At 54.5% G+C, this 26,740-nt stretch carries 21 protein-coding genes; 16 read left to right on the top strand and 5 right to left on the bottom strand.

The genetic code is table 11. From position 1 onward, the window contains the following. The first annotated feature begins 48 nt into the window (after positions 1-48). Positions 49-789: a hypothetical protein gene (locus tag MHH82_RS29975; RefSeq protein WP_340969174.1), complete on the top strand. Its 741-nt coding sequence runs from the start codon at positions 49-51 to the stop codon at positions 787-789. A 73-nt stretch (positions 790-862) separates the two neighbouring features. Here MHH82_RS29975 and MHH82_RS29970 read toward each other — a convergent pair whose 3' ends face one another. Then, a complete protein-coding gene (locus tag MHH82_RS29970) occupies positions 863-2,299 on the bottom strand; it encodes a VanW family protein (protein WP_340969173.1) in 1,437 nt (478 codons plus the stop codon). Between the two features lie 206 nt (positions 2,300-2,505). Here MHH82_RS29970 and ftsE point away from each other — a divergent pair, with 206 nt between their 5' ends. The 5 genes from ftsE (at position 2,506) to MHH82_RS29945 (ending at position 8,404) form a co-directional block, all read left to right on the top strand. Beyond that, on the top strand, positions 2,506-3,192 hold the full coding sequence (gene ftsE / locus MHH82_RS29965) for a cell division ATP-binding protein FtsE (protein ID WP_015737694.1): 687 nt from the start codon (positions 2,506-2,508) through the stop codon (positions 3,190-3,192). Next, positions 3,182-4,090: a permease-like cell division protein FtsX gene (gene ftsX, locus MHH82_RS29960; RefSeq protein ID WP_015737693.1), complete on the top strand. Its 909-nt coding sequence runs from the start codon at positions 3,182-3,184 to the stop codon at positions 4,088-4,090. Before ftsE ends, ftsX begins: the two co-directional genes overlap by 11 nt. Positions 4,091-4,117: 27 nt before the next feature. Then, a complete protein-coding gene (locus tag MHH82_RS29955; protein ID WP_340969172.1) occupies positions 4,118-5,386 on the top strand; it encodes a murein hydrolase activator EnvC family protein in 1,269 nt (422 codons plus the stop codon). Between the two features lie 130 nt (positions 5,387-5,516). After that, complete coding sequence (locus MHH82_RS29950; protein WP_015737691.1) at positions 5,517-6,989, top strand: S41 family peptidase; 1,473 nt, start codon at positions 5,517-5,519, stop codon at positions 6,987-6,989. 92 nt (positions 6,990-7,081) lie between these two features. Beyond that, the gene (locus tag MHH82_RS29945) at positions 7,082-8,404 is read left to right on the top strand and encodes a PDZ domain-containing protein (protein WP_213580632.1); all 1,323 of its coding nucleotides are present in this window, start codon (positions 7,082-7,084) and stop codon (positions 8,402-8,404) included. 80 nt (positions 8,405-8,484) lie between these two features. On the opposite strand, the gene MHH82_RS29940 is transcribed toward MHH82_RS29945, so the two are convergent. Next, the gene (locus MHH82_RS29940; RefSeq protein WP_340969170.1) at positions 8,485-9,135 is read right to left on the bottom strand and encodes a response regulator transcription factor; all 651 of its coding nucleotides are present in this window, start codon (positions 9,133-9,135) and stop codon (positions 8,485-8,487) included. 47 nt (positions 9,136-9,182) lie between these two features. Further along, positions 9,183-10,442 (bottom strand): sensor histidine kinase, encoded by a 1,260-nt coding sequence (locus tag MHH82_RS29935; protein WP_340969169.1) that lies wholly within the window; start codon positions 10,440-10,442, stop codon positions 9,183-9,185. Between the two features lie 62 nt (positions 10,443-10,504). On the opposite strand from MHH82_RS29935, the gene MHH82_RS29930 reads away from it, so the two are divergent. Genes MHH82_RS29930 through MHH82_RS29920 form a run of 3 tightly spaced genes read left to right on the top strand, consistent with a single transcriptional unit; the run spans position 10,505 to position 13,858 of the window. Next, positions 10,505-11,473, top strand: coding sequence for an ABC transporter ATP-binding protein (locus tag MHH82_RS29930; protein WP_340969167.1), 969 nt, complete (start codon positions 10,505-10,507; stop codon positions 11,471-11,473). Between the two features lie 47 nt (positions 11,474-11,520). Beyond that, the gene (locus MHH82_RS29925) at positions 11,521-12,702 is read left to right on the top strand and encodes an ABC transporter permease (RefSeq protein WP_340969165.1); all 1,182 of its coding nucleotides are present in this window, start codon (positions 11,521-11,523) and stop codon (positions 12,700-12,702) included. Then, a complete protein-coding gene (locus tag MHH82_RS29920; protein WP_340969163.1) occupies positions 12,695-13,858 on the top strand; it encodes an ABC transporter permease in 1,164 nt (387 codons plus the stop codon). Before MHH82_RS29925 ends, MHH82_RS29920 begins: the two co-directional genes overlap by 8 nt. A 260-nt stretch (positions 13,859-14,118) precedes the next feature. Here the strand turns inward: MHH82_RS29920 and MHH82_RS29915 are convergent, their stop codons facing one another. Further along, on the bottom strand, positions 14,119-14,934 hold the full coding sequence (locus MHH82_RS29915) for a flagellar motor protein MotB (RefSeq protein WP_015737684.1): 816 nt from the start codon (positions 14,932-14,934) through the stop codon (positions 14,119-14,121). Then, the gene (locus MHH82_RS29910) at positions 14,918-15,712 is read right to left on the bottom strand and encodes a flagellar motor protein (protein ID WP_145039221.1); all 795 of its coding nucleotides are present in this window, start codon (positions 15,710-15,712) and stop codon (positions 14,918-14,920) included. The genes MHH82_RS29915 and MHH82_RS29910 overlap by 17 nt, the downstream gene beginning before the upstream one ends. 303 nt (positions 15,713-16,015) lie before the next feature. On the opposite strand from MHH82_RS29910, the gene uvrB reads away from it, so the two are divergent. The 7 genes from uvrB (at position 16,016) to MHH82_RS29875 (ending at position 26,577) form a co-directional block, all read left to right on the top strand. Then, entirely contained in the window at positions 16,016-18,007 is a 1,992-nt protein-coding gene (uvrB, locus tag MHH82_RS29905; RefSeq protein WP_009594250.1) for an excinuclease ABC subunit UvrB, read from the top strand. A 100-nt stretch (positions 18,008-18,107) separates the two neighbouring features. Further along, positions 18,108-20,975 carry an excinuclease ABC subunit UvrA gene (gene uvrA / locus MHH82_RS29900; protein ID WP_015737681.1) on the top strand — a complete coding sequence of 956 codons (2,868 nt, stop codon included), beginning with the start codon at positions 18,108-18,110 and terminating at the stop codon, positions 20,973-20,975. A gap of 54 nt (positions 20,976-21,029) precedes the next feature. Further along, positions 21,030-21,194, top strand: a complete 165-nt coding sequence (locus MHH82_RS29895; RefSeq protein WP_187293005.1) for a hypothetical protein — start codon at positions 21,030-21,032, stop codon at positions 21,192-21,194. Between the two features lie 115 nt (positions 21,195-21,309). Then, positions 21,310-22,896, top strand: coding sequence for an S-layer homology domain-containing protein (locus MHH82_RS29890; RefSeq protein WP_340969155.1), 1,587 nt, complete (start codon positions 21,310-21,312; stop codon positions 22,894-22,896). Between the two features lie 218 nt (positions 22,897-23,114). After that, positions 23,115-23,324 (top strand): hypothetical protein, encoded by a 210-nt coding sequence (locus tag MHH82_RS29885; protein WP_009594213.1) that lies wholly within the window; start codon positions 23,115-23,117, stop codon positions 23,322-23,324. A gap of 244 nt (positions 23,325-23,568) precedes the next feature. Then, positions 23,569-24,645 (top strand): S1C family serine protease, encoded by a 1,077-nt coding sequence (locus MHH82_RS29880; RefSeq protein ID WP_251501469.1) that lies wholly within the window; start codon positions 23,569-23,571, stop codon positions 24,643-24,645. After that, positions 24,646-26,577 (top strand): stalk domain-containing protein, encoded by a 1,932-nt coding sequence (locus tag MHH82_RS29875; protein WP_340969152.1) that lies wholly within the window; start codon positions 24,646-24,648, stop codon positions 26,575-26,577. It begins immediately after the preceding gene. The last annotated feature ends 163 nt before the right edge of the window (positions 26,578-26,740 follow it).

The raw sequence follows: 26,740 nt of genomic DNA, 5'->3' as shown, positions 1-26,740 counted from the left end.
GGCCAAACATCCGGGCATTGGCCGAATAGATGGTAAGGAGGCAGCGATATGGTGCATAACGGAACAGCCGTAGAAAGACCCGGTGTTTCCATAACGGGTGACGGTGTCGTTGGCGGCGGTATTGTCGGCAAGCTTCGGATAAGCGGTGAAGGCGTCATTCATGGCGACACGGATTGCCATCTGCTAAGCTGCAACGGGAGCGCGGTCATAAACGGAAGCCTGCTCGGAAGGCAGGCTAGAGTGAACGGCCATGTGAAGGTGTCCCATCATGTCCAGATGGAGCACGTCCGGGTGAATGGAAGCTTGGATGCCGGCGGAAGCGTTAGAATCAGCCGCATCGGAATCAATGGCGGCTTGAGCACGGGAGCCGATCTGTTTGCGGTAAAAGGCGTCGTGAACGGTACCCTGGATGTTGGCGGCAACCTGGAAGCCGAAGAGATGACGGTCCGCGGCATACTACGCGTGAGCGGGTCCGTGATAGCTCGGGAATTGACGCTGAGGCTCGTTGCGCAAGCTTCGCGCGTCAACGAACTCCGAAGCCGCACGGTCTCCGTAGCGCCTACGGTGCTGGCCAAATGGTTCCGTTCCTCACGGATCGGATATCTGAATGCCGAGCTGGTTGAAGGCGAGGATATCCGTCTGGAGAATACGAGCGCGGCCATTGTCAGGGGCAGTAGAGTCCATATCGGAAAGGGCTGCTCCATCGGCCGGGTGGAATATACCGAGACGTTCAGCGCAGATGCTCAGGCAGAAATCGGAAGCTATTATAAAATCGATGCACGACATTAAAATAACGGCAAGGAAAACAGCCCGTATTCGCGGTTCGATTCGCGAATGCGGGCTGTTTCATGTCAGCTTCGATTTACGGGGCGCTGATACCGTCCTCAACGACTTCCTCTTTGGGCGTTTCGTTCGCATCCGGCAGCGGGACCTCATTCGTCGGATTGATGGCAACGATGCTGTTCTGGGGGCGGTAGGTATCCTTGGATATTTTCACGTTCTCCACGACTTTCCCGTTCACTTTCTTGGTTCGGTAGGTTTCTACCACATAGCCTGGTTTTCCGTTCTGAACCACCTGCTTCAATCCCGGCGGCAGCGAGTTGTTGTGGATGACCTTTTCCGGCGAAGGCAAGGTTTCGATCGTGGTGGATACCAGCTCGTATTCCGTATTTTCCGGGAAGGTGCCGAACATCTTCAGCGTTAAATTGCCGTGCGATACCTCGGACAGGATCAGCAGATGCTTGCCTGTATTGTTTCGGAAGCGAAAGTTGATCGCCCCTTCGGCAAAGGTGGCGTCCTGTCCCTTGGGCAAGTAGCTGACCGGAAGGGAATGATTCCGCCTTTCGGTGATCTCCAGCCCGATCAGCAGGGCGGCATGATACACTGTGCTGGATACCTGGCAGATCCCGCCCCCGATACCGGGCACCAGCTTGCCGTTCACGATGACGGGAGCTTCCTCAAATCCATACTCCTTCTTCGCAACATCAATGATATGAGCATAATTGAACTCATCGCCGGGCTTCAGAATCATGCCGTCCACGGCTTTGGAGGCAGCGGTTACGTTATGTACGCGTCCGGGCCCGCTGGATCCAAGACCGGTGGAAATTTCAACGATTTTTCGCTCAATGCCCTCGTCCTGCAGCGACTTTACGGTAACGGGGGGCTTTTGACGGATAAGAGGCAGCTGCACCGCAATGGCTTCTTCCGGATACGGTTCCGTGAAGTGGGACTCGTTCGGAAGCGCTGCGCTGAACCCTTCATAGAACGCAGGCCAATCGATGCGGTACGCGGTTTTCTCCGGGGTATACCGGACCACATCGTCTTCGGAAATGCTCCGCACTGCGTTGACAGGCTCTCCAAAGCGTTCTTTTTGCCAGTCTTCGTTTAACCGCCCTTTCAATACGTCACGATTCCAGTCGGTGGATATATGCCATTCCAGCTGAAACTGCCGCCGGTAAAGAACCTGTTCCCATAGCGATCCTTCGGACAGCTTGGCGATGGCTTCCCTGAAATCGGCTGCGCTGAACCGAACGCCGGCTTCTTGGAGACTGAAGTTTTCCGTGTGCCCTTTCAGGGCCTCCGACTCCAGCGTCACCTTGATGCTAGTCATGGCATGGAGCCGCTGTTCCAGCTCGGACAATACCTCGTCGGCGGGTTGCCCCCCTACCTGCCAGCCCGAGAGAACGACTCCCTTCGGCAGCTCCTTTTGGTTCGCGTACATCGTCAATAGACCGAAACCGACGGAGAGGAGAAGAGCGATACTGATGACAAAGATGAGACCGAGATGAATTTTTTTCATTTGAAACCACCTTCTTAACTTCGTATTGGCCGCAGTACATGCACTTGTTCATGTATATGTCACGGTGGGCTTAAACTTTCGGGTACTCAAAAGGTAACAAATTTGTTACAATAGACGATGTCGTGAGGATTTTTCTTGGATTTTAAAGGAATTCGATGGAAACTGTCGAAAGTATAATGGCTAATTATGGATTGGGAAGTGATGAAGTGATCGAAATGCAGGACGTATGGAAGACTTATCCAAGCGGCGCCCATGCGCTTCAAGGAGTTTCCGTTACCATTAACCGCAATGAATTCGTCTATGTTGTCGGACCGTCGGGTGCCGGCAAATCGACATTCATGAAACTTATCTATAGAGAAGAAGTGCCGACCAAAGGCCAAATTTCCGTTAACGGATTTAATATCGGGAAGCTGAAGCAGCGCAAAATCCCCTATGTTCGCCGAAATATCGGGGTTATTTTTCAGGACTATCGTCTGCTGCCCAAGCTGACTGCTTACGAAAATGTAGCTTTTGCCATGGAAGTTATCGAAGCGCCGCAGCGTCTCATCAAGAGACGGGTTATGGAGGTGCTGGATCTGGTGGGCCTGAAAGCCAAGGCGAACCGCGAGCCTTCCCAGCTCTCCGGCGGGGAGCAGCAGCGGATCGCAATCGCCAGGGCGATCGTGAACAACCCGTCCGTCATTATTGCGGACGAGCCTACGGGCAACCTGGACCCGGAAACCTCCTGGGGCATCATGCAGCTGTTGGACGAAATCAATTTCAGGGGAACCACCATCGTAATGGCTACCCACAACAGGGATATCGTGAACACGATGCGTAAGCGCGTACTTGCGATTGAGCACGGACAGATCGTCCGCGACCAGCAGAGAGGAGAGTACGGGTATGAATTTTAGAACCTTCTTGCGGCACTTGCGGGAAGGGGCGAAGAGCGTTTTCCGGAATGGATGGATGTCGGTCGCATCGATTACGTCCATCGTGGTGTCATTATTTATACTGGGCGTTTTCATGCTGTTAGTCATGAATGTGAACGCATTAGCCGATAAAGCAGATAGCAATGTGCAAATCAATACGTACTTGAATCTCAATGTGGACGAGAAGCTGCGCGAAACCATCAAAGGCGAGATCGAGGCCATGCCGGAAGTCAACGCCATCAAATTCGTGTCCAAGGAAGAGGGCATGAAGGAGCTTGAGGAAAGCCTCGGCTCCGAATGGGTGGAAGGCTTCAGCGAAGCGGACCAGAATCCGCTTCCGGACGCATTCGAGGTTTCCGTTATCGAACCGACCACGGTCGGGTTCGTTGCCGACAAGATTACCGCGCTGAACGAGAAGTATGCGGAAGAGCCGATCCTGCGGGTCAAATACGGGGAGGGCACGGTAGAAACCTTGTTCAAGATTACGAAAACGGTGCGGAATATCGGCTTTATTTTCGTAGCGGGACTCGGCTTGATGTCCATGTTTCTGATTTCGAACACCATTCGGGTAACGATTTTGGCCCGTCGCCGCGAGATCGGCATCATGAAGCTTGTTGGCGCGACCAACAACTTCATCCGCTGGCCGTTCTTCGTGGAAGGAGCCATGATCGGCCTCCTGGGCTCGATCATTACGGTTACGCTGCTGTTTATAGGCTACAATCGCCTGTACGCCGCGTCGCAGACGGATTTGACGCTGGCGCAGAGCCTGATTCCATTGGGAGATCTGTGGCTGCTGCTCGGGACCATCATCGTGGCCCTGGGCATCGTCATTGGCATTTGGGGCAGCACCATGTCGATACGTAAATTTTTGAAAGTATAAAACAAGGTAAAGGATGGGGAGCGAAACTTGAAGAAAATCGCCGCAGGAGTAGCAGCCTTATTACTGGCCACTGTTATGATCCAACCGACCGTCGGACAAGCCGAGAAGAAAACCACAGCCGATGTAGACAAAGAGCTGAGGGTGCTTCAGGAGCAGGTCAAGAAAGCGCGGGCGCAGAAGAGCAAGGCTGCGGATGATAAACAAGAAGCCCAGCATTATAAGAATAAAACGACGAAGAACCTGAAATACGTAATGGAGCAAATCAGCATCGTCAGCAATGAATTGACGAAGATTTCCGTCAAGATCGAGGAGACGGAGGATTTGCTGAGAACAACGACCAAGGAGCTTGAAGCGGCGGAGGAGCGCATCGCATCCCGAGAGAAGCTGTTGGAATCCCGGATTCGCCTCATCTATATGGATGGGCAAGTATCGTATCTGGATGTGCTGCTCTCCGCAACCAGCTTCAGCGATTTTATTGAGCGTGCCGATTCGTTGAAGACTATCGTCGATCAGGACCAGGATTTGCTGGTGCAGCATAAGCAGGACAAGCTGCTGGTCATCGACAAGAAGAAAGAACTTGAAGGGCAGTACGCAACCGCCAAGGACCTGTACGGCCAGATGGAGGACCGCAAGAGCATCCTGAACGAGAAGGAACAGGAGAAGCGCGTTCTGCTGGCCCAGTACGATCAAGATATCGAGGATGCGGAAATCCTGACCGAAGAGCAGGATAGAATGCTAGTTGCCTTGGCAAGCAAGCGCTCGGACCTGCAGAAGGAAAAGAATAAGCTTGCTGCCGAAGAAGCGGCTCGTAAAGCGGCGGCTGCCAAAGCGGCGGCGGCGAAGAGAGCGAAGGCGACAACCCTCGGCGGCAGCAAAGGCGGCGGCGGGTATACCGGCAACGGCGGACCGTTTGCGATACCGGTCTCCGGAGCCAGACTCTCCTCCGGTTACGGACCGCGCGTCCATCCGGTAACGGGCGAGGTTGGCAAGATGCACACGGGTCAGGACTTCGCGGTTCCGCAAGGGACCGAGATCCGGGCAGCCGAGAGCGGCACCGTCATCTTGGCCGAGTGGTGGAGCGGTTACGGAAACTGTGTTATTGTTGATCATGGGGGCGGCGTATGGACCTTGTATGGGCATATCCGCAACGGCGGCATTAAAGTCAGCGAAGGCGACAAGGTGTCCAGAGGGCAGAAGATTGCCGAAGTAGGCTCCACGGGTCAGAGCACGGGACCGCATCTTCATTTTGAGGTTCGGGTCAATGGATCGCCGGTGAATCCTTCGCCTTATCTGTAACAGAAATGATGACGCAAACCATATAACCTTCAATACCGCTGTATAAATATTCCCGGCAAGCCAATCATATACTAGGTGGACGGGATTCCCCTGTGTGTAGCAGTTGAAACGTACAAAGGCGGTGAAGTACTTGCTGAAAAAACGAACGGCTGTCTTTCTGGTCATCGCTGCCATGCTGTGCGGCGGACTGTTAACGATGGCTTTGACCCAGCTGCCTGCTCCAAGTCAGACCGGAGACGGCGGCGAGGGATTGCTGGCCAGCATCGCGAACAGGAATGGACTGGAGCAGTCTGAAGCGAAGAAACTGGGGACAGCGATTGACCTCATCGAAAGCAATTATTACAAGGATATCGATCGGTCGAAGCTGATCGACGGCGCGATCAACGGGATGATGGAAGCGCTGGAAGATCCGTATTCCAACTATATGGGCAAAGAAACGGCGGCCCAGTTTGAAGAAAGCATTGAGGGCTCCTTCACGGGGATTGGCGCGGAAGTGTCCTCCGTAGACGGCAGCGTCGTCGTTGTATCCCCGATCAAGGGATCGCCTGCGGATAAAGCCGGCATTCGGGCCAAGGATACCATCCTTTCCGTCAATGGCGAATCCTTGCAGGGCCTTGAGCTGAATGCGGCCGTTAACAAGATTCGCGGTCCGAAGGGCTCCAAGGCCGTCCTTCAGATCAAGCGGGCAGGATCCGAGCAGCCGATCGAGTATGTTATCGTTCGGGATGACGTCGATCTGGAAACCGTGTCGGCACGGATGGAGAAGGGCGGAATCGGCGTGATCGAGATTTCCCAATTCTCGCTGAATACGGGCGAACGCTTTAAGGAAGAGCTCAAGAAGCTGGAAAGCCAAGGCATGAAGGGACTGCTGATCGACGTCCGGAACAATCCCGGCGGCGTGCTGTCCGTTGTCATTGACATCGCAGAGCAGTTCGTGCCTAAAGGCGAGCTGATCGTTCAGGTCGAAGACAAGGATAAGAAGCGGGAGAAGCATCCTTCCAATGGCGTGGCGAAATCGTACCCGATTACGGTGCTGATGAACAAGGGCAGCGCCAGCGCTTCCGAGATTTTGGCAGGCGCCTTGCAGCAGTCCGCCGGAGCTACCCTGATGGGCGAGCACTCCTTCGGAAAAGGGACCGTGCAAACGAGCTTTGACAAGCAGTTTGGCGACGGAAGCCTGCTCAAGGTGACCATTGCCAAATGGCTGACGCCAAACGGTACCTGGATCCATGAGAAGGGAATCGAACCGGATATTAAGGTGTCGCAGCCTGAATACTTTACCGTTGCGCCGATCGATAAGAAGAAAACCTATGCGTACGACACGAACAGCACGGATGTGAAGAACGCGCAGATTATGCTTGAAGCGGTTGGTTACGCGGCAGGACGCACGGATGGTTACTTCGACCGGAATACGGAGAAGGCGGTCAAGAGCTTCCAGAGCAAGCACAAGCTGAAAGCGGACGGCATCATTAACAGCGCTACAGCCGAGGCATTGGAAGCGGCATTGATCGAGAAGATTCAGGATCCGAAAGAGGATAACCAAATGAATCGCGGAATTGCCGAGGTTCGGAAGGAAATCGCCGCTAAGGCGTCGAACAAGTAAGAAGGCTGAACGTTAGCCTTCTTTTTTCTTTGGAGATATCAGAAAGCGTAAACTTCGAAGCATCTTGGAACCGAAAGGAGCGTGGCAAGCCGTTGGAGACATTGAAACAACTGCTGATGTATGGGATAGATGCAGGCATACAACTGCTGACGCAGCCCTTTTATTATATTTCGATTTTGTTTGTCATGCTGTTTTACCGAAGGCAGGTGTTGGTGGAGCGCAAGCTGTTCCATGTGAAGCTGCATTCCTGGGGATTGCAGACCTGGCGTACGTTTCTAGGGGGACTGGCGGCAGGCATCGGCGTGTCCATCGTGGTGGCCTTCTTGGGGATATCATTAAGTTTGGAAGCCATTATATGCATATGGGTGACTTCGCTGATCCTGATGCTGTTTCATATCCGGTACTTATGCTTTGCCTATTCCATCGGTCTGCTCGGGATCATTCAGTTTGTGTTGGGCTGGTTTCCGAATTGGCAGCCGGAAGGCTGGATTCATCAGGTAACGGCAACGATCCTTGGTTTGGACATTCCGGCCTTGCTGGCGTTGTCCGCCGTCCTGCATTTTGCGGAAGCTTTGCTGGTAAGGATACAAGGGGCAGGATTTGCCACCCCGCTGTTTCTGGAGGGCAAGCGCGGCAAGCTTGTCGGCGGCTATCATATGCAGAGCTTCTGGCCCCTGCCGTTGTTCCTGCTCGTTCCGGCGGTTGGCGGGGGCAGCGTGCTGCCGTGGACACCGTTCTTTGGCGGCGATGCTTGGAGTACGGGCTTTACCATGATGGCCCTTCCGGTCGTGATCGGCTTCGGAGAGATGACGCAGAGCATGCTCCCGCAGGAGAAGGCAGGGATTACGTCGAAGCGTCTCATTTTCTATGGAGCGATTGTGCTGGCATTGAGCCTGCTGGCCGAGTGGTGGTCGCCGCTTACCATCGCCGCCGCATTAGCGGCGCTGCTGCTGCATGAGGGCTTGGTATGGTACAGCAGATACGAAGAACAGCAGCGCAGCCCGATGTTTGTGCATCCGGTACGCGGATTACGCGTTCTCGCCGTGCTGCCGGACAGTCCGGCAAGCGAGCTCGGCATTTTGGCAGGGGAGACGATCCTCAAGGTGAACGGTAAACTGATTCACAGCAAGGAGCAGCTGCACAGCGCGCTGCGCCAGAATCCAGCCTTCTGCAAGCTGGAGGTTCAGAACCATCAAGGAGAGAGCAAATTTCTCCAGCGTGCGATTTACGCCGGGGATCATCATCAGCTGGGAGCTATCGTGGCGCCAGACCCGAGGGATGGCATTGCAGTGGGGTTGAAGCCGGTAAGCTTGATCACGCTGCTGGCGAATAAACTTCATATTCGCAGCAAGCGGGGGGCCTCCGGAAGCAAGACGTCCGGCGGTTCCGAAGAAGCCGGATTCCCTTCATCGTGATATTTCAAACGGGCCTTTGTCCAATATGGACAAGGGCCCGTTTTTTAGCTTCATGCCGTTATGTAATGGATAAGCGGGGACTAGCCCTGCACCTTTTTTAAATAAAAGATAGCGATTTGCGTCCGGTCCCGAAGATTCAGCTTGCCCAGAATATCGGTGACGTAGTTTTTGACGGTGCCTTCGCTTAGGTAAAGCTGCGCGGCAATTTCCTTGTTGGACAGGCCCTCCGCGATAAGGGCGACGACCCTTTTCTCGGCAGGGGTGAGACCGAACTGTTCCAGATCAGCGGATCTCGGGGCTGGCTGCGAGGTTGGACGAAGCATCCCGGTCAGCTTGCGAGCGATATCGGGATGTATCAGCATGTTACCGTCATGCACCGTTTTGATCCCCTGAATGATGCGATCGGGCGGAATGTTCTTCAGCAGATAACCGCTGGCCCCGTTCCGCAGCGCCTCTACGATATAATCGTCATCATCGAAGGTAGTCAGCATCAGCACCCGAACATCAGGGTATCGCTCGCGAATACGCCGGGTTCCTTCCACGCCGTCGCATACCGGCATCCGGATGTCCATGAGCACGACGTCGGCATGAAGTCCGTCCATCAATAACGATAGAGCCTCCTCCCCGTGTTCCGCGACAGCCGATACTTCGATATCCGGATCCATCCCCACCAACAGTTTCAAGCTTTCCCGAATGAACGGGTCATCATCTGCAATCAATACGGATATCATGGATAGCCACGATCCTTTCTAAGTTAGGGTGCTGCCGGTCATGCCAGTTACATAATCTCGCGCTTTCGGTAGACAGGCAGCCGGGTGATGACGGTAAAAGGCACGGATTTTCTGACCTCCAGCGCTCCTCCCACCACCTTGGTTCGTTCGAGCATGCCGCTTATCCCGATGCCATGACGGTCAGCCGCAGCGATCGGCTTCGCCTCCTCTTGGACCGTGCCATCGTTGGAGACCTCCATTCGAACTTCCTCGTCTCCGTACTGGAGAAAAATTTGGACCTGCTTGGCCTCGCCGTGGCGTATGGCGTTGGTGATGGCTTCCCGGGCATTTTTGTATAACACCACCTGTTGGCTCGGATAAAGCGGATAAGGAATTCCCTGCAGTACAAGCTCGGTCTCGATTCCGGTCTCCCTGCCGGTCTCCTCCAGCAGCCGATCCAGGGAATAATCGTCCGTGATCCGCCTTGACGGATTCATCTGTTTCACGGAGGTCCGCATTTGCTCCATGCTCTCCCCCAGCTGGTCGCGGATTTGATGGAGCATATCCATGCCCCGGGCGGCATCCTGCGGCACGATATGAAGAGCGGCTTCCATCATCATTTTGACGCGAATCAGCCGATGGCCGATATCGTCATGCAGCTGGCGGGAGATGCGGTTACGCTCCTCGGCCTGCGCCGCGCTTTCCACCTGATGGGCGAACTGCAGCAGCTGCCTGCCTGCTTCGTCCTGCTGGAAATGCAGTCTTTTCAGCTCATCGTATAAATGAATGTGATCCAATTCCTTCTGGTTCATTTCATGGATGCGGTGGAATGTGACCGCCAAGAACAGAAACAGCAGATTGGCCGTCGTATGCAGCAGCGCATCGTAATCGGTAATCGCGATGTTGAGCAGCGCAAGGTGACCGAATGCCAGCCACAGCCTGCCAGGCCGCTCGAACAAGGGCAGATAGACGCATAGGGAGGATATGGACAGGAATACCATCATGAAGCCGTATTGGTGGCATAGCCATAGGGACAACGGGATTTCCAGCAGTATGGCTGCTTTCCGGTAAGCAGGCGAAGGCAGGAAACGGCTCAGCACTGCAATCGCCAGAAAAAGCAGGATGTACACCATATACTCCCCGTAATCGTCGAGCTGCTGCAAAAAGATGTCCGCTGCGGCGGGCAGGAGAATGAGGCCGTACCTGAGATAGGCAAGTGGAGATGTCACGTGCGATCCAACCCTTTTCCATTGTGAAGTCAAACCGTTCAAACGATTGGCTACATTATAGCACATGGATGTTTTCGGCAAGGAGATGACTTTTGTCACCCCATAAGGTGACTTCCTCTACCTTAAAAATCCGGCGATTCCAGATAGAATGTAATCAACAGATGGATACGAGGGAAATGGAGATGATGATGATGACCGTCTTTCTGGAGATGAAGGATGTCGTAAAACGATATGGAAGCAAGCTGTCGGTGGATCATATGAACCTGGAAGTGCACGAAGGCGAGATTTTTGGATTATTGGGACCGAACGGAGCGGGCAAGAGCACGTCCATCAATATGATCTGCGGCCTTCTGGCGAAGGATCAGGGCATCATCAAAGTAGACGGTATCTCCATCGAGGAGCAGCCGCTGGAAGTGAAACGGAGAATTGGGCTGGTGCCCCAGGATCTGGCGCTGTACGAAGAGATGCCGGCCTGGGACAATGTCGCTTTTTTTGCGAAATTGTACGGGCTGCGCGGCCAACTGCTGAAGGAGCGGGTGGAGGAGGCGCTGGCGTTTGTCGGCCTGCAGGATCGGGCGAAAGAAAGGCCGTCCACCTTCTCCGGGGGGATGAAACGAAGACTGAATATTGCCTGCTCGATTACGCATCGTCCGAAGCTGATTATTATGGATGAGCCGACGGTGGGGATTGATCCGCAGTCCCGGAATCATATCCTGGAATCGGTGAAGACGTTGAACCGCTTGGGTTCTACCGTTATTTATACAAGTCATTACATGGAGGAAGTTGCCGCGATCAGCGACCGGGTGGCCATCATGGATCAAGGTCATGTTATCGCCTGCGGGACGCAGCAGGAGCTTCGGGCACGCGTGGCGCATGAGGAAAAAATCATTCTTACTGCTGATGGGATCACACAGGATCTGGTGGAGGAACTGACCATTCACCCGCGCGTTAGGCGCGTTGCGCAGAATGATAACGAGGTCGAAGTCTATGTACCGTCAGCTCAGGATGAGCTGCAGGATATTTTGTTCATCTGCAGTAAACACCATACGACGCTTCGCTCCCTGCAGTGCGAGGAGCCGGGGCTTGAAACGCTGTTTCTCAGCCTGACCGGGCGAACGCTTCGCGATTGATCATAACGGACACGAGCAAAGGGATCCATGAAGGAGGAATACCGAAGATGAATACGATGATTATCGCCTGGTTCGAGCTGAAGCGGATGGCCACCAGCCGATCGGTGCTGATCAACCAATTTTTGCTGCCGCTGATCCTTATTTTCATATTGGGAAATGCGCTGTCGGGCTGGTTTGGCAATGATCAGGAATTTAAACAGCCATCGGTCCGAGTGGGATTGGTGTTGGATGCCGAGGCTGGAGGACAGCTGCCGGGGAGCATGCAGGCGCTGACCGGCTTGCCGGAGATTCAGGACCTACTGGAACCTGAGGTGGTATCCAGCCGCGAAGAAGCCGAAGAAAAGCTGCGCCGGGGCGAGGTCGATTACGCGGTGGTGGTTCCTGCTTCCTTTGATGAACGAATGAGCCAGGGAGCGGATGTGAAGCTTGAGCTGCTACCTGGAAGAGACCGTGATCTAAACCTCGTGGCAGACACTGTCTTCAAGACCTTTATCGCAGATGCCAATCACAAACAGGCGGAGGTATTCGTTATGGGCGGAGACCAAGTTCTTGCGGCTCAAGCGGCAGCGCCTGTCGATGCGTCGGAAGGACCCAACGTTACGATCGGGCAGTTGAGCGAGAAAGGAGCAACGTACTCCGCAGCCCAATATTATGCAGCCTCCATGCTGATCATGTTCTTGCTGTATTCCGGTCTGATGGCCAGCAGCAGCCTGCTGGGCGAGCGGGAAAGCCGGACCCTGTATCGCTTGCAAAGCGCGCCCGTTAACCCCGGAACCGTGTTTGCCGGAAAAATTATCGGATGCAGCCTGATCACGCTGGCACAGGCAGCCGCCATCGTCCTTGGATCCATGTGGCTGTACGGCGTTAAATGGGGACCGCACCCTTTGCTGCTCATCGTGGTCTGCGTATTAATCACGTTATCGTCCATGACCATCGCCACGTTCATAACCCTGGTCTCCTCCACGGCGGCTGGAGCCAGAGGGCTGATGCAGGCGATCATTATCGCCATGACGTTTGTCAGCGGAGGGTTTATGCCGCTGCCCGTGGAGTTCTTCCAGAAGCTTGGCGCCTTCACCGTCAACCATTGGGCGATGCAGAGCATGCTGCGGATGATGCTGAACAGCGACGTGCATTTGATTGTCACATGCGTTGGCATGCTGGCGGCCATTACCGCGGCCTTGTCGGCTGCAGCCATGATTACGTACAGGAAGGTGGGATACCATGCATAGCTTAACCATTGCCTGGCATATGGTGAGACGCACGCTGGGACGAAAAAGAGGCTGGATCGTCTATCTGTTGGTTCCTTGCGTGGTCGTTACCTTGACGGTGTTTCTTCTGGGGCAGACCACGGCCGCGAGCATTCTGGTCTCTTACGTGAACGAGGATGAGGGACCTGCAGGGCGGTACTTGATGAATGAACTGGAGCGAAGCGGCCAATACGTGCTCAAGGAGTCCGGGTCTGAGAATGTGCTGAGGGAAGACCTGGTGGAGAATAAAAGCACGGTGGGCGTTTATATTCCGCAGGGGTTCAGCGACGGACTGATGGAAGGCCAACGGCCGGCGGTCAAAATATACGAAGTTTCCACCTCGGAGGCCTCGGTGATGATCCGAATGACGGCGGACTCCGCGGTTACGCGCCTGAGCGGTACGGCTGCCTTGATCCGGGAAACCTCGGAGCCGGACGCGGATCGTATGCTGGCGCTGCAAGAGGTGCTCAAGCAATCCGCGCTGAATCGGGTGGATACCGAGGTCACGGATCTGAATCTGTATGCGAAGCCGGGACTCTCGAACGTAACGGGATTTACCCTGATGTTCATGATGACCCTTATCTCCAGCGTGGTGTCGATGATGATTGATGACCGCAGGCAGCGAACGCTGTCCCGCATGTATACGGCGCCGGTACGCGCCTATCAGATCGCTTTAGGTAATTTTCTGGGCAGCCTGGTGGTCGGCTCGCTGCAGGTGGTCATCGTGCTCGTGCTCAGCCGGTATGTCCTTCGTTACGATTACGGAGTTCCGTTCGTGCTGCATTTCCTTATTCTGATGGCCTTTATGCTCGTATCGTTAGGCGTGGCAAGCACGGTCGCGGGGCTGATCCGGAACGGGCAAAATGCGGCCATGATCAATTCCATGATCGTCACGCCGACCTGCATGCTGGGCGGGTGCTTCTGGCCGCTTGCCATCATGCCGGAATTCATGCAGAAGATCGCCAATTTCATCCCGCAAAAATGGGCCATTGAGGCGGTGGAGACCGCGGCTACGGGCGGCACGTTATCCGATATCGCACTGCCGCTGGCCGTGCTGGGCCTGATGGCGGTCATTCTGCTGGCCGTCGGTTCCGCTGTCCTGAGGCCGAGCGAGAGCGGGGTTGGGCACGGCGCTTAAGATACTCCCTCCAGGGTTTCCTCCGTAATAAAGCTCTTGAAGCTTCGACCGGAAGTTGCATATCGAATTTGCCGTAAACCTTGTAACCTCAGGAATGCCGTTAGTAATCGAACCATTGTTTATATATGTAAAAGCGCCCGGCCAGATCTGAATCCATGCCGATTCAGTCTGCCGGGCGCTTATTCGGTTTATGCGGATGTGTTACGATTTCCTTCAACGCAAAGCATGGAAGTACATGGGCCGGTCATTGCGGCAATTGCCTACTCCTTCAGCTGCCGTAACACCGTGATTTCAACCCGGCGGTTCTTCTGCTTGCCTTCGGCGGTCGCGTTGTCCGCGGCCGGCCTCGTATCGGCATAGCCTGCATACTGGAAGCCTGCCGGGTCCAGCTTGCTGTGCTCGAGGAAGAATCGCAGCACCGACATCGCTCGGGCGCCGGAAAGCTCCCAGTTGTCCTTATAGCTGGAGTAGCGGCCGATCGGCACGTTGTCCGTATGCCCCTCGATGCTCACCGTGGTGTTTAAATCCCCGAACAGGCTGGCTAATTTGCCCAGAACCGGAGCGGCGCCAGGTTTAAGCTCGGCCTTGCCGACATCGAACAGGAAGCGGTCGCTTAACGTAATGGCAATCCCCTGCGGCTCGTCCGAGATGAAGATGTCCTCTTCGAGCTGGTTATCCTTCACGTATTGCTGAATGAGCCCCATAAAGTTCGCCAGCTCTTCCTCCTGGGCACGGAAAGCAAGCTCGCGCTCGGTTAGCGGTTCCTGCCCGTTATCCTTGTCCTCGCCTTCCTCGTCGGCAGCAGGCTTCGGCGGAGGATTTTTATGGTTCTCGGTATCGGCAGTTCCGGTAATCCCCGAGCCCATCTCCAGAATGCTGTCCCCGCTCTGGAAGGTGGCCTGCAGGGATTGGGTGACGAGCTTGTATTTTTCCGTGTCGAGCCGGCTCATGGCATACATCACAACAAAAAAGATCAGAAGCAGCGTAATCAGGTCTGCATAGGTGATCATCCAGCGGTCGCGCTGTTCGCCTTCGGCCTGCTTGCGCTGACGCCGCCGTCTATTCGGCTGTCTCATGCGCGATCCCCCTTGAGGACGGAATGTTCGTGTTGCCTGCGGAAGCGAAGGAGGCGAGCTTTTTGCGAACCAACAGCGGGTGCTCTCCGTTCTGAACGGCCATGATTCCTTCGAGCAGCAGCTCCATTTTTACAATTTCTTCTTCGGAACGTGCTTTAATCTTGGACGCAATGGGCAAAAAGATAATATTGGCACTTGCGACGCCGTATAAAGTGGCGGTAAACGCGACAGCGATGGACGGGCCGAGACCGGTCGGGTCCTGCAGGCTGCCCAGCACGTGGATCAATCCCATGACGGTACCGATGATCCCCATGGTAGGGGCATAGCCCCCGGCGGACTCGAAAATTTTGGCATAGCCTTCGTGCTTCTGCTCGGCGGCATTAATATCGAGCTCCAGGATTTGACGCACCATTTCCGGGTCGTTGCCGTCCACGACCATCTGCATGCCTTCCCGCAGGAACGGATCCTCGTGTTCGGCCGAGATGCGCTCGAGCGCCAGCACCCCGTCTCTTCTGGCCGTTACCGACATGTCGACGATGGCATCGATCAGCTCGTCCGTCGAACGGTTGCTGCGGCCGAAGGCCAGCTTGAGCGCAGCGGGGATCGTACGGAGCCGGGTGGCGGGGAAACTGACGATGACGGCGGCGATGGTCCCGCCGAATACGATGAGCGCAGCCGCGCCTTGCAGCAGGCCGCTCAGATGCCCGCCTTCCCATAAAAACCCTCCGATCAACGCGGCCAGACCGGCGAGAATGCCAAGAATAATCGTAATATCCATAACGCTGTATCATCTCCTTAAGGAAGTTAATTAAGATCATCGGCTCGTATGTTGCCCGTTCGACATGAACGCTGAAGGCTCCCGAAGTCGTGGAAGCCGTGGACTTAAACATTTGCCCTGGAACTTATTGAAATTTTCATTAAACTGTTTGCATCAAAAAAACGTAAAGGGTATAATGAGACGGGAACAAATATTCTTATTCCTTACGCAGACACCACTAATTTCCCATAGTATATCATCGGGAAGTTTCGACATATCTTTTAGCATGAATTTCATTTTAGAGTATGAGGGTGATGAAGGGCAATGAGCGATTTAGTTGTCAGTACCAAATCCTTTGAGATCCAGTCTGAATTCCAGCCGCAGGGCGATCAGCCCACGGCTATTGATGCGTTGGTCGAAGGACTCCGCCAAGGGAAAAAACATCAGACGCTGCTAGGTGCAACAGGAACGGGTAAGACGTTTACGATCGCGCAGACAATCGCCAAGGTAAACCGTCCCACACTCGTCATCGCGCATAACAAGACGCTGGCTGCGCAGCTGGCCAGCGAGTTTAAGGAATTCTTCCCGAACAACTCGGTGGATTATTTCGTGAGTTATTACGATTACTATCAGCCGGAAGCCTACATTCCTTCCTCTGATACGTATATCGAGAAGGATTCCAGCATTAATGAAGAGATCGATAAGCTTCGCCACTCCGCCACGAGCTCGCTGTTCGAACGGCGCGACGTCATCATCGTGGCGAGCGTATCCTGCATATACGGTTTGGGTTCGCCGCACGAGTATGGGGAAATGCTGCTTTCGCTCCGGGTGGGCATGGAGAAGCCTCGCAACGAGATTCTGTCGCGGCTGGTCGATATCCAATACCAGCGGAACGATATCAACTTCGTGCGCGGCACGTTCCGCGTGCGCGGGGATGTCGTCGAGATTTTCCCGGCCTCGAAGGGAGAGCATGCCGTCCGCGTCGAGCTGTTCGGCGACGAGATCGAACGGATCACGGAGATCGACGTTTTGACGGGCGAGCTGGTCGGGGAACGCGAGCATATCGCCATTTTCCCGGCGTCTCACTTCGTCACCCGCGAAGAGACGATGCGGGTAGCGCTCGTGAATATCGAACGCGAACTGGAAGAGCGCCTTGAACTGCTGCGCTCGGAAGGCAAGCTGCTGGAGGCTCAGCGGCTGGAGCAGCGCACCCGTTACGACATCGAGATGATGAAGGAAGTCGGATTCTGCTCCGGGATCGAGAACTATTCGGGTCCCCTGACCTTCAGGGAGCCTGGGGCTACGCCATATACGCTTCTCGATTACTTCCCGGACGACATGCTGTTCGTCATTGACGAGTCGCACGTTACGCTGCCGCAAATCCGCGCGATGTACAACGGTGACCGGGCACGCAAAACGGTGCTGGTTGATCATGGCTTCCGCTTGCCGTCCGCGCTCGATAACCGGCCGCTGAAGTTCGAGGAATTCGAGGAGAAGGTGAACCAGATCATCTATGTATCGGCCACGCCGGGACCGTATGAGATGGAGCACTGCGATACGATGGTCGAACAGATCATCCGGCCGACAGGCCTGCTCGATCCGATCATCGACGTGCGCCCGACCGAAGGGCAGATCGATGACTTGATCGGCGAGATCCATGACCGCGTGGACCGGGACGAGCGCGTGCTAGTGACCACGCTCACGAAGAAAATGGCCGAGGATCTGACCGATTACCTGAAGGAAATCGGAATCAAGGTCCGTTACATGCACTCCGATATCAAAACGCTGGAGCGGATGCAGATCCTGCGCGATCTGCGGCTTGGTACATTCCACGTGCTGGTGGGTATTAACCTTCTACGGGAGGGTCTTGACCTGCCGGAGGTTTCCCTCGTAGCGATTCTGGATGCGGACAAGGAAGGGTTCCTGCGCTCCGACCGCTCGCTCATCCAGACGATCGGACGGGCGGCCCGGAACTCGGAAGGCAAGGTTATCATGTACGGCGACAAGATCACCGATTCGATGGATCGGGCGATCAAGGAAACCGAGCGCCGCCGCAGCATCCAGGTTGCTTACAACGAGGAGCACGGCATCACGCCGCAGACGATCCGCAAGAAGGTACGCGATGTCATCGAAGCGACGAAGGTCGCCGAGGGCAAGGCGGATTACCTGGTGGGCGAAGGACAGAAGATGTCGAAGAAAGAGCGTCAGAAGCTGATCCAGCGCCTCGAGGCCGAAATGAAGGAAGCGGCGAAGAATTTGCAATTCGAGCGTGCGGCCGAGCTTCGTGACGCGCTGCTGGAACTGCAGGCCGAGTAATATGGAGAGACGAATGACAAGGGGGACGGCCTATGCGGTCGTTCTCTTTGTGAAATATAAGCACCACATGCATGCCATATGGAGTAGGAGATGATATCGTTTGGCCAGTGAAAAAATTGTGATCAAAGGCGCCCGCGCACACAATCTGAAAAATATCGACGTCACGATACCGCGTGACAAGTTTGTCGTACTGACGGGGCTTAGCGGCTCGGGCAAATCCTCCCTCGCATTCGATACGATTTATGCCGAGGGTCAGCGCCGTTACGTGGAATCCTTGTCCGCTTATGCGCGCCAGTTCCTCGGACAGATGGAGAAGCCGGATGTCGATTCCATTGAAGGCCTGTCGCCGGCGATATCGATTGACCAGAAAACCACGAGCCGCAATCCGCGCTCGACGGTAGGCACCGTGACGGAAATTTACGATTATTTGCGTCTGCTGTTCGCCCGGGTCGGACACCCGCACTGTCCGGACCATGGGGTGGAAATTACCTCCCAGACGGTCGAGCAGATGGTAGACCGCATCATGCAGTATCCCGAGAAGACGAGACTGCAAATTCTCGCGCCGGTCATTTCCGGCCGCAAGGGCGAGCACAAAAATCTATTTGCCGACATTGCGAAGCAGGGCTTCGTTCGGGTGCGCGTCGATGGGGAGCTTCGCGATCTGTCGGAGAACATCGAGCTCGAGAAGAATAAAAAGCATACGATCGAGGTGGTTGTGGACCGGATCGTGGTTAAAGAAGATATCGAGGCCCGCCTCGCCGATTCGATCGAGACGGCACTGAACCTGTCAGGCGGCCAGCTCCTGGTCGATATCATGGGTCAGGAGGAGCTGCGGTTCAGCTCCAACTTTGCCTGTCCGATCTGCGGCTTCAGCATGGAAGAGCTGACGCCGAGAATGTTCTCCTTCAATACGCCTTTCGGTGCTTGCCCGGATTGCGACGGTTTGGGCGTGGAGATGATCGTGGATCCAGAGCTACTTGTGCCAGATATGAGCAAAAGCGTCGAGGAAGGCGCCTTTGCCGCATGGAGCGGGGGCACATCCACGTATTATCCGCAGTTTCTGAAATCGGTCTGCGCGCATTTCGGCATTCCGCTGGACAAGCCGGTCAGTACCTTTAGCCAGGAACAGATGAATAAACTGTTGTACGGCACGGGCAAAGAGAAGGTTCACTTCCGTTATGAGAATGACTTCGGTCAGCGGAAGGAAGCGCACGTCACCTTCGAAGGCATCATTCCCAATCTGGAACGCCGCTACCGCGATACGAACTCCGAGGGTATCCGCGAATACATCGAAGGCTATATGAGCAGCAAGCCGTGCGATGTATGCAAAGGCCATCGTCTCCGCAAGGAAAGCTTGGCCGTTACGATCAATGATCGCAACATGGCCTATGTTACCAGCTTGTCGATCGGAGAATCCCTGAAATTCTTCGATCATCTGGAGCTTAGCGAGAAAGAAAAACAGATTGCCAATCTCATTCTGAAGGAGATTCACAGCCGCCTGGGCTTCCTGGTTAATGTCGGGCTGGATTACCTGACCCTCAGCCGTTCGGCGGGAACGCTGTCCGGCGGCGAAGCGCAGCGGATCCGGTTAGCCACGCAGATCGGGTCGAGCCTCATGGGCGTGCTGTACATTCTGGACGAGCCGAGCATCGGGCTGCATCAGCGGGATAACGACCGCCTGATCTCGACGCTGGAGCATATGCGGAATTTGGGCAACACGCTGATTGTGGTCGAGCATGACGAAGACACGATGATGGCTGCGGACTATATCATCGATATCGGTCCGGGCGCAGGCATTCATGGCGGCCAGGTCATTGCGGAAGGAACCCCGAAGGAGATTATGAACGACCCCAACTCGCTGACGGGCCAATACCTGAGCGGCCGTAAGTTCATTCCGGTCAGCAGCAAGCGCCGCAAGACCGATGGACGCTGGCTGGAGATTAAGGGCGCGAAGGAAAACAATCTGAAGAATATTAACGTGAAAATTCCGATTGGCGTGTTCACGGCGGTAACGGGCGTATCCGGATCCGGCAAGTCGACGCTGGTCAACGAGATCCTGTACAAGACGCTCGCTCGGGATTTGAACAGGGCGAAGGTACGTCCGGGGCAATACCGTGAAATGAAAGGTCTGGAGCACATCGAGAAGGTCATCGACATCGACCAGTCTCCGATCGGCCGTACGCCGCGTTCCAACCCTGCAACCTATACAGGCGTCTTCGACGATATCCGGGATATCTATTCCCAGACGAATGAAGCGAAGATTCGCGGATACAAGAAAGGCCGCTTCAGCTTTAACGTGAAGGGCGGACGCTGCGAGGCCTGCCGCGGAGACGGTATTATCAAGATTGAGATGCACTTCCTGCCGGATATCTACGTGCCTTGCGAAGTGTGCAAGGGCAAGCGTTACAACCGCGAAACGCTGGAAGTCAAATATAAAGGCAAGAACATCGCCGAAGTCCTGGAGATGACGGTGGAGAATGCAACGGAGTTCTTCCAGAACATTCCGAAAATTCACCGTAAGATGCAGACGCTGATGGATGTGGGCCTGGGCTACATTACGCTGGGTCAGCCTGCCACCACGCTGTCCGGCGGCGAGGCGCAGCGCGTGAAGCTGGCTTCCGAGCTGTACCGCCGCAGCACAGGCAAAACGATGTATATCCTGGATGAGCCGACCACCGGCCTGCACGTGGACGATATCGATCGTCTGCTCGTCGTGCTTCACCGCCTGGTGGAATCCGGGGAGTCCGTCCTCGTCATCGAGCATAATCTCGATGTCATTAAGACCGCGGATTATCTGATCGACCTGGGTCCGGAGGGCGGCAGCGGCGGCGGTACCATTATCGCTACGGGAACGCCTGAGGATCTGGTCAAGGTGCCTGAGTCTTACACAGGCAAATATCTGAAGCCGATTCTGGAACGCGATACGAAGCGAACCGAGGAATTGAACAAGGTGGAAGCAGCCCGCTAAATAAACGTCAGCGGACGTGAATCTGTTCCTTGTCGGCATGGGAATTGCCTAGCCATGGAATGGCGCATTGCCATTTTCAATGCCGGTATCGGTATAAAAATGAGAGGAGTCCCTGGCGGAATTGCCAGGGGCTCTTTTTTTGTGATGGTCGACAGCCATCGAAGCATGCCCCGGACCACGAGCCCTGCGGACAGGGAGTGGTGCGAGCAAGTCATTTAGAGAAACCTTCAAGGAATGCACCTATGTCCGGTGTTATTTTCATGCTATCCTCCAATATCCTCGCATTCCAGGATATGGTATGATCTTGGTGATTTCGATAAAACGGAGGGATTGTATGAAGAGGATCACCTGTTCCATTCTGATCGTTTTGGCAGCAAGTGCTTTATACATAAACTCAACCGACGGTGTACAGGCAGAGGTAGGGATACCCGTTTCGGATCGCGTGCAGGCAGAGATGGGGGTATCCGTTTCGGGTGTGAAACACTTCGATGCACAGGAAGCCCTTACCCGATTAAATAAAGGGTTCCTTCCCCTAGACGGACAGGGGGAGTCTAGCTCGACAGAGGCTATAAGCCGGCAGGATTTTGTCATATTCATCGTCCATACGTTAAACCTGAATGCGGATAGTCCTCCGGAAGTCATTACCTTTAAGGATGTGCCTAAGGATCATTTTGCCTTCACCGCAATCGAAGCTGCGGTTCAGGAAGGGCTGGTAAAAGGGGTCGGCAACGGGAGATTCGGGCTTGGATTGCCGCTGACGCGCCAGGATATGGCGATGCTGTATCAAAGAGCTCTGCGAGGGATTTCCGATAAGATCGGATCCGGCGCGGAACCTTCTCAGCAGAATTTACAGGAGGGGTCCTCCAGCAATGATGCCAAGGAAGCTATGGCACTGGCCTTGGAATTAGGACTGTTTCGGGAATCCGGCACGGACAGTTTGAACCCCAAGGGTACCGTCACTCGAGAAGAAGCTGTCTGGGCTACAGCCAAATGGCTGGAATCCGTGGAGTCAATCGATTTGAATGCTGCCGTGGGCGAAACGGAAACACCGCCGAAAAGCCCTCTTCCGGTCATTCATGGCGTCGTTGCTACTTCCTCAGGGTCAGCCTCGGCAACTCCTAATCATTCCGAACCAGCACAATCTCCGACAGAGACGGGACCTTCAGCTGCCGTATCGGAGGCTTTGCCAACAACGGCACCATCAGCTCCGAATGATCTGAGGTTCCACAATGTGAAGGGGCAGGCTCAATTAACCTGGACGCATCAGCAGGGCGTAACCTACAATATCTATTCCAGCGGACAATCGGGAGCGGGGTATGCCTTATTAGCTGAGGGATCGAATGTGGACGCAGGTTCTTATGCCATATCGGATGTACGTTTTCAAGAGCCTTCTTACTATGTGATCGAGGCTGTGAACAGCTTCGGCAAGAGCGGTTACTCTAACGAAGTTTCGAGCCGCCCGAATAAAGTGTCGGGCCTTCAGGCCATCCTAAATGAGGAAGATGAATCCATTGCTTTAACCTGGTCAGATGCACAGGAAGGCGTAACCTATCATGTATACTACACAGGACCCGACGGAGCGGGGGCACGTTTGAACGATGAACCGTTAGAGAGTCCGGCCTATCTCATTCCGAATCTCCATATGCTGGCAGGTCTGCCCGGCCGGTATACGATCCATGTGGTCGCAGTGAACGAATGGCATATCCGCAGCGAACCGTCCAACGAGGTTGCTTTGGATGTCAGAAAGGACCCCGTGGATCGGATCACGATCATGGATCCTTCCGTCGCTTTGCCAAGCGAGGATCTGGCGGAGGAGACGGTAACCGAGCAGGAGTCGGCTCCAGAGGAACAAAAGGATCAGGAGGATCAGGAGGAGTATGAGGATCCCATTCTCGATCCCACCCGGGTACCTCTTGGATAACGGAACAACCTGTGTTAGGCTCCATTTCGTAAGCTTGATTTAGTCCCTGCCATGATGAAAGTCATGCTAATGTCTGACAATTTGGTTAAAAATGAGAAATTTCTATGACTTTTTTTCATTTTTAGGGGCGGGGGGCTTGCATCTGGACGGGCACATGGATAACATAGAAGAAGATATGTAAATTTGCCCGAGAAGAAACCCACGAGGAGGTACGTTTCATGATCCTTGCAGCAGCATCGGATGCGACCGCGACATTTAAGACATTTGATATTTTCATGATTTTGTTTACGATTCTGATCTTTGTTGGCGTGGTTCGCCTGTTGATGGCCCGTCAAAAAAATAAATTCGCAATCGCTTTCGGTCTCGTCAGCTTATTTGTGTTCTTGTATTCTGACTATGCCATGATTACAGGATGGTTTAACAATTAGGTTGGCGTGATGCACGCTATTAAAGCGGCTTCATGACGAATGAAATGAAATACATACAAACAAGACGCCCTTCTGCTACCTGCAGTGTGAAGGCGTCTTTTTGTTTCTTCGAGGGCAAGTTACACGATCCGCAGGAAAAACGTAAAAGAAATAGGTCTATCAGCAATGGTTACAAATGGAAAAACATGATAAATTGAGGAGTACAAGTTGGGTAGAGGATGGAACCGGGGGAGGAACATACCAATTGAAAAAGATACAATGGCAAAAAAGATCCGCGGCCATGCTGCTGGGGACCGTCATTTTGGCAGGAAGCAGCGGCATGCTCACACAGGCAGAGGTTGCGGGTGCAGCAAGCGCGAAGCCTAAGAATACATATGAGCAGAACGAAGTGCCTCAAGTCATCAGCCGGATGTCGCCGTCGGTGGTCGGCATTATCGGGAAGGCCGCTCAAGGAAGCGGCGAAGTGGACGACAGATACAATCTGGCGCATGGCACAGGAGTCATCTGGAAGTCGGACGGCTGGATCGTGACGAACGCCCATGTGGTGGACGGGCTTACCGGAATCACGGTCGTGACCGCAGACGGCAAATCCTATAAAGCCAAGGGCGTATACAGCGATCCCAAGAGCGATATTGCATTGGTCAAAATCAATGCCAAGTCCCTGAAGCCGGCCAAATTTGCGGCAACAGCGCAGCATGCGCTGGTCGGGGAAACGGTTGTTGCCATTGGCACGCCGATCTCGTTCTCGTTGCGAAACTCGGCCTCGGTGGGCGTGGTAAGCGGGCTAAACCGGAGCGTAGACGGCTCTTATCGCCTGATTCAAACCGATACCGCCATTAACCCGGGCAACAGCGGGGGTCCGCTCGTCAACTTGAAGGGCGAGGTCATCGGGATCAACAGCAAGAAGTTCGCCGCCGTCGGCATTGAAAATATGGGCTTCTCCATACCTGCGGAAACGGTCCGCTACGTTGTGGGCCATTTATTGAAATACGGCGAGGTTATTAGGGCTGGCCTCGGATTGGAGCTGGAGGAAAGCTGGTCCGCCATCGTGGGTCTCCCTTCGGACGATCCGTTGACCGTTACAAAGGTGTTGTCCGAGCAGGCCAAGCAGGCCGGTATTCAAGAGGATGACGTATTATATGCGATTAACGGCAAGCGCATTTATTCCGTTGTTGATATCAACGAACGGTTAAAGCCTTATATACCCGGTCAGCAGGTTCAGCTGCTGATGCAGCGGGATGGGGATATCGTGAACGTAAAACTGACGCTCAGCCAGGACGGTAACGGAGCTGCTTCGTCAAGCGTTGGGGAGGCCGAGTAAATGGACAAGAGAGAAAGAACGGAAACTAGCCGGCGCCTGCGGCAGGTGACAGCAGGGACCTTATCGGCGCTGATGTTATTTACGACGTTGTCGCTTCCCGCATGGGGAGATGAAGCGGTTGTGCCGGAGAAGCGTATACTGACCGTGCAAAACGGCAGCAGCACAGCTTCCGTCAATGGCACTTCCTACACGATTGCCAAGCCGCAGCTGAAGCAGGGCGTACTGATGGTGCCGCTGGGCGTATTCAAGAAAGCGTTTGGCAGCGAGATCAGGCTGGAGGGCGAGAACCGGATACGGCTGCTGCAAGGGCCGCATACGGTCGTGCTCGTCATGGACAACAAGACGGCATGGATCGACGGGAAAAAGGTGCAACTGCCGGTGGAACCGACCATGGTGTCCGGTACGCTGATGGTGCCGCTGCGCCCGGTTGCGGCGGGAATCGGCGCCAAGGTAAGCTCCTCCCAGGGCAAGCTGGCCATCAGCCTCATGGTCACGGATAAGGAAGAGAAGCAGGACGAGGGCGAAATCAACAATACAACCGGGAAGACCCGAATCGGGAACAGCTATTATGAATGGAGTTTGAATTATCCCTCCTGGATGATGGTTGGAAGAGGCACGGACGATGAGAGCGGTTCGGCTTTCAATGATGCTACGGGCCGCTATTACCTGGAGGTGCATGCATCCTCCCACAAGGTGAAGCTGAGTCCAGATGATCTGCTGGAACGGCTCCTGAAGGAAGTGGGCGACTCCGGAGACGTTGTGCTTCACCAAGAGACGGTCACAAGCGCAGCGGTTCCGTATGCCAGAGTGGTCTCCCGCGATGTCGACGGCGTCTTGTGGGAAGGTCGGCAGTACTATGCCAACGACCGCGTCTATGAACTGTATTTTGCCGATGCCGAAGCGGTTCACTATAAAGATATGGACCAACACGCGAGCTTGCTGGGCTCTTTCAGAACGGCCTATCGGGCAGGAGACAAATCGGTAAAAGACGTATCCTCCATCGTAGATGGGTTCCGCGAAGCAGGGAACGAAGAATACGGCATATGGTTCGGCATTCCGGCAGGCTGGGAAATCAACAACAAGGATATGTTATACGGCAGCGAAGGAGAGGGCTATCTGTCCGTCTCGGTGACATCCGCTCCAACGGGGGCCGATGGTACCCTCGCCGCTTGGGGGCAGCGCCTTAAAGACTGGCTGGCCGAATCCTTTGTCGAGGAATCGTACGAATACATCGGACTTACGCCTGTGGAGATTTCCGGCGTCAAAGGGCAGATTCAAGAGGTGCGCTACAACTTCGGGAATAAATGGATAACGGAATATGAAGTGATGGTCCAGAAGAACGGCTACCGCTATTATCTGGAGTATGCGATACCGGATGGGCAGGAACGGACGGCTTCCAACTGGAAAAAGGTTCTCGAATCGATCGAGATCGATTACGATGTGGTACCGGCGAATTTCGGCCGCATCGGCGAAGAGGGCTACCTGACCGATAAAACCAAGATGCGAAGCAAAAGCTCCGAGACGTACCGTTATCATATCGATATTCCAAGGTACTGGGAGCCGCTGAACGATCAGTTCGAGCAGGGAATCGTGGAGTACGGCTTTGCCGGGGGCGGCTTTGAAATTACCGCCCAAAAGGATACAACAGCCGAAGTCATCGTCAGCAATCTGAAACGGTATTATAACGAGGCCAGCGCAGCTTCGACGGTGAAATTGCTGGGCGTCGATAAGATCACGTTTGCCGGCGTGCCTGCGGTGTCGTTCAAGGTGCATCAGGTGAAGAACGGCGTTGGTTATACGACCGAGGAGATCGTCTTTGAAAGCGGGGATATCGCGTACACGATCATGACCACGCTGAATGATGCCAATGCAACGGAAGTGCAGCAAGCGGCGCTGGCGCGTACGCTCTCCTCGTTTGAGCTCGTGAAATAACCCGCAGAATGGAATTATGAACTCACATCATATGGAATAAAGCGAATGTTTGATAACACCGATAGCTGTCCTGCTGCACTCATGGTGCGGATGGGCAGCTATTTTGGTTTAGGCAGCGGAATGACGGGCCCTCATCCGAATAATGTAGAACATACGTGCCGAT

The organism is Bacillus sp. FSL K6-6540 (assembly GCF_038007545.1).
This window is presented reverse-complemented; position numbering and strand designations above follow the sequence as displayed.

Coding starts and splice junctions, on each gene's coding strand:
- MHH82_RS29975 (WP_340969174.1), top strand. CDS start 49: ATGGTGCATAACGGAACAGCCGTAGAAAGACCCGGTGTTTCCATAACG.
- MHH82_RS29970 (WP_340969173.1), bottom strand. CDS start 2,299: ATGAAAAAAATTCATCTCGGTCTCATCTTTGTCATCAGTATCGCTCTT.
- ftsX (WP_015737693.1), top strand. CDS start 3,182: ATGAATTTTAGAACCTTCTTGCGGCACTTGCGGGAAGGGGCGAAGAGC.
- MHH82_RS29940 (WP_340969170.1), bottom strand. CDS start 9,135: ATGATATCCGTATTGATTGCAGATGATGACCCGTTCATTCGGGAAAGC.
- MHH82_RS29930 (WP_340969167.1), top strand. CDS start 10,505: ATGGATACGAGGGAAATGGAGATGATGATGATGACCGTCTTTCTGGAG.
- MHH82_RS29925 (WP_340969165.1), top strand. CDS start 11,521: ATGAATACGATGATTATCGCCTGGTTCGAGCTGAAGCGGATGGCCACC.
- MHH82_RS29920 (WP_340969163.1), top strand. CDS start 12,695: ATGCATAGCTTAACCATTGCCTGGCATATGGTGAGACGCACGCTGGGA.
- MHH82_RS29915 (WP_015737684.1), bottom strand. CDS start 14,934: ATGAGACAGCCGAATAGACGGCGGCGTCAGCGCAAGCAGGCCGAAGGC.
- MHH82_RS29910 (WP_145039221.1), bottom strand. CDS start 15,712: ATGGATATTACGATTATTCTTGGCATTCTCGCCGGTCTGGCCGCGTTG.
- uvrB (WP_009594250.1), top strand. CDS start 16,016: ATGAGCGATTTAGTTGTCAGTACCAAATCCTTTGAGATCCAGTCTGAA.
- MHH82_RS29895 (WP_187293005.1), top strand. CDS start 21,030: ATGGAATGGCGCATTGCCATTTTCAATGCCGGTATCGGTATAAAAATG.
- MHH82_RS29890 (WP_340969155.1), top strand. CDS start 21,310: ATGAAGAGGATCACCTGTTCCATTCTGATCGTTTTGGCAGCAAGTGCT.
- MHH82_RS29885 (WP_009594213.1), top strand. CDS start 23,115: ATGATCCTTGCAGCAGCATCGGATGCGACCGCGACATTTAAGACATTT.
- MHH82_RS29875 (WP_340969152.1), top strand. CDS start 24,646: ATGGACAAGAGAGAAAGAACGGAAACTAGCCGGCGCCTGCGGCAGGTG.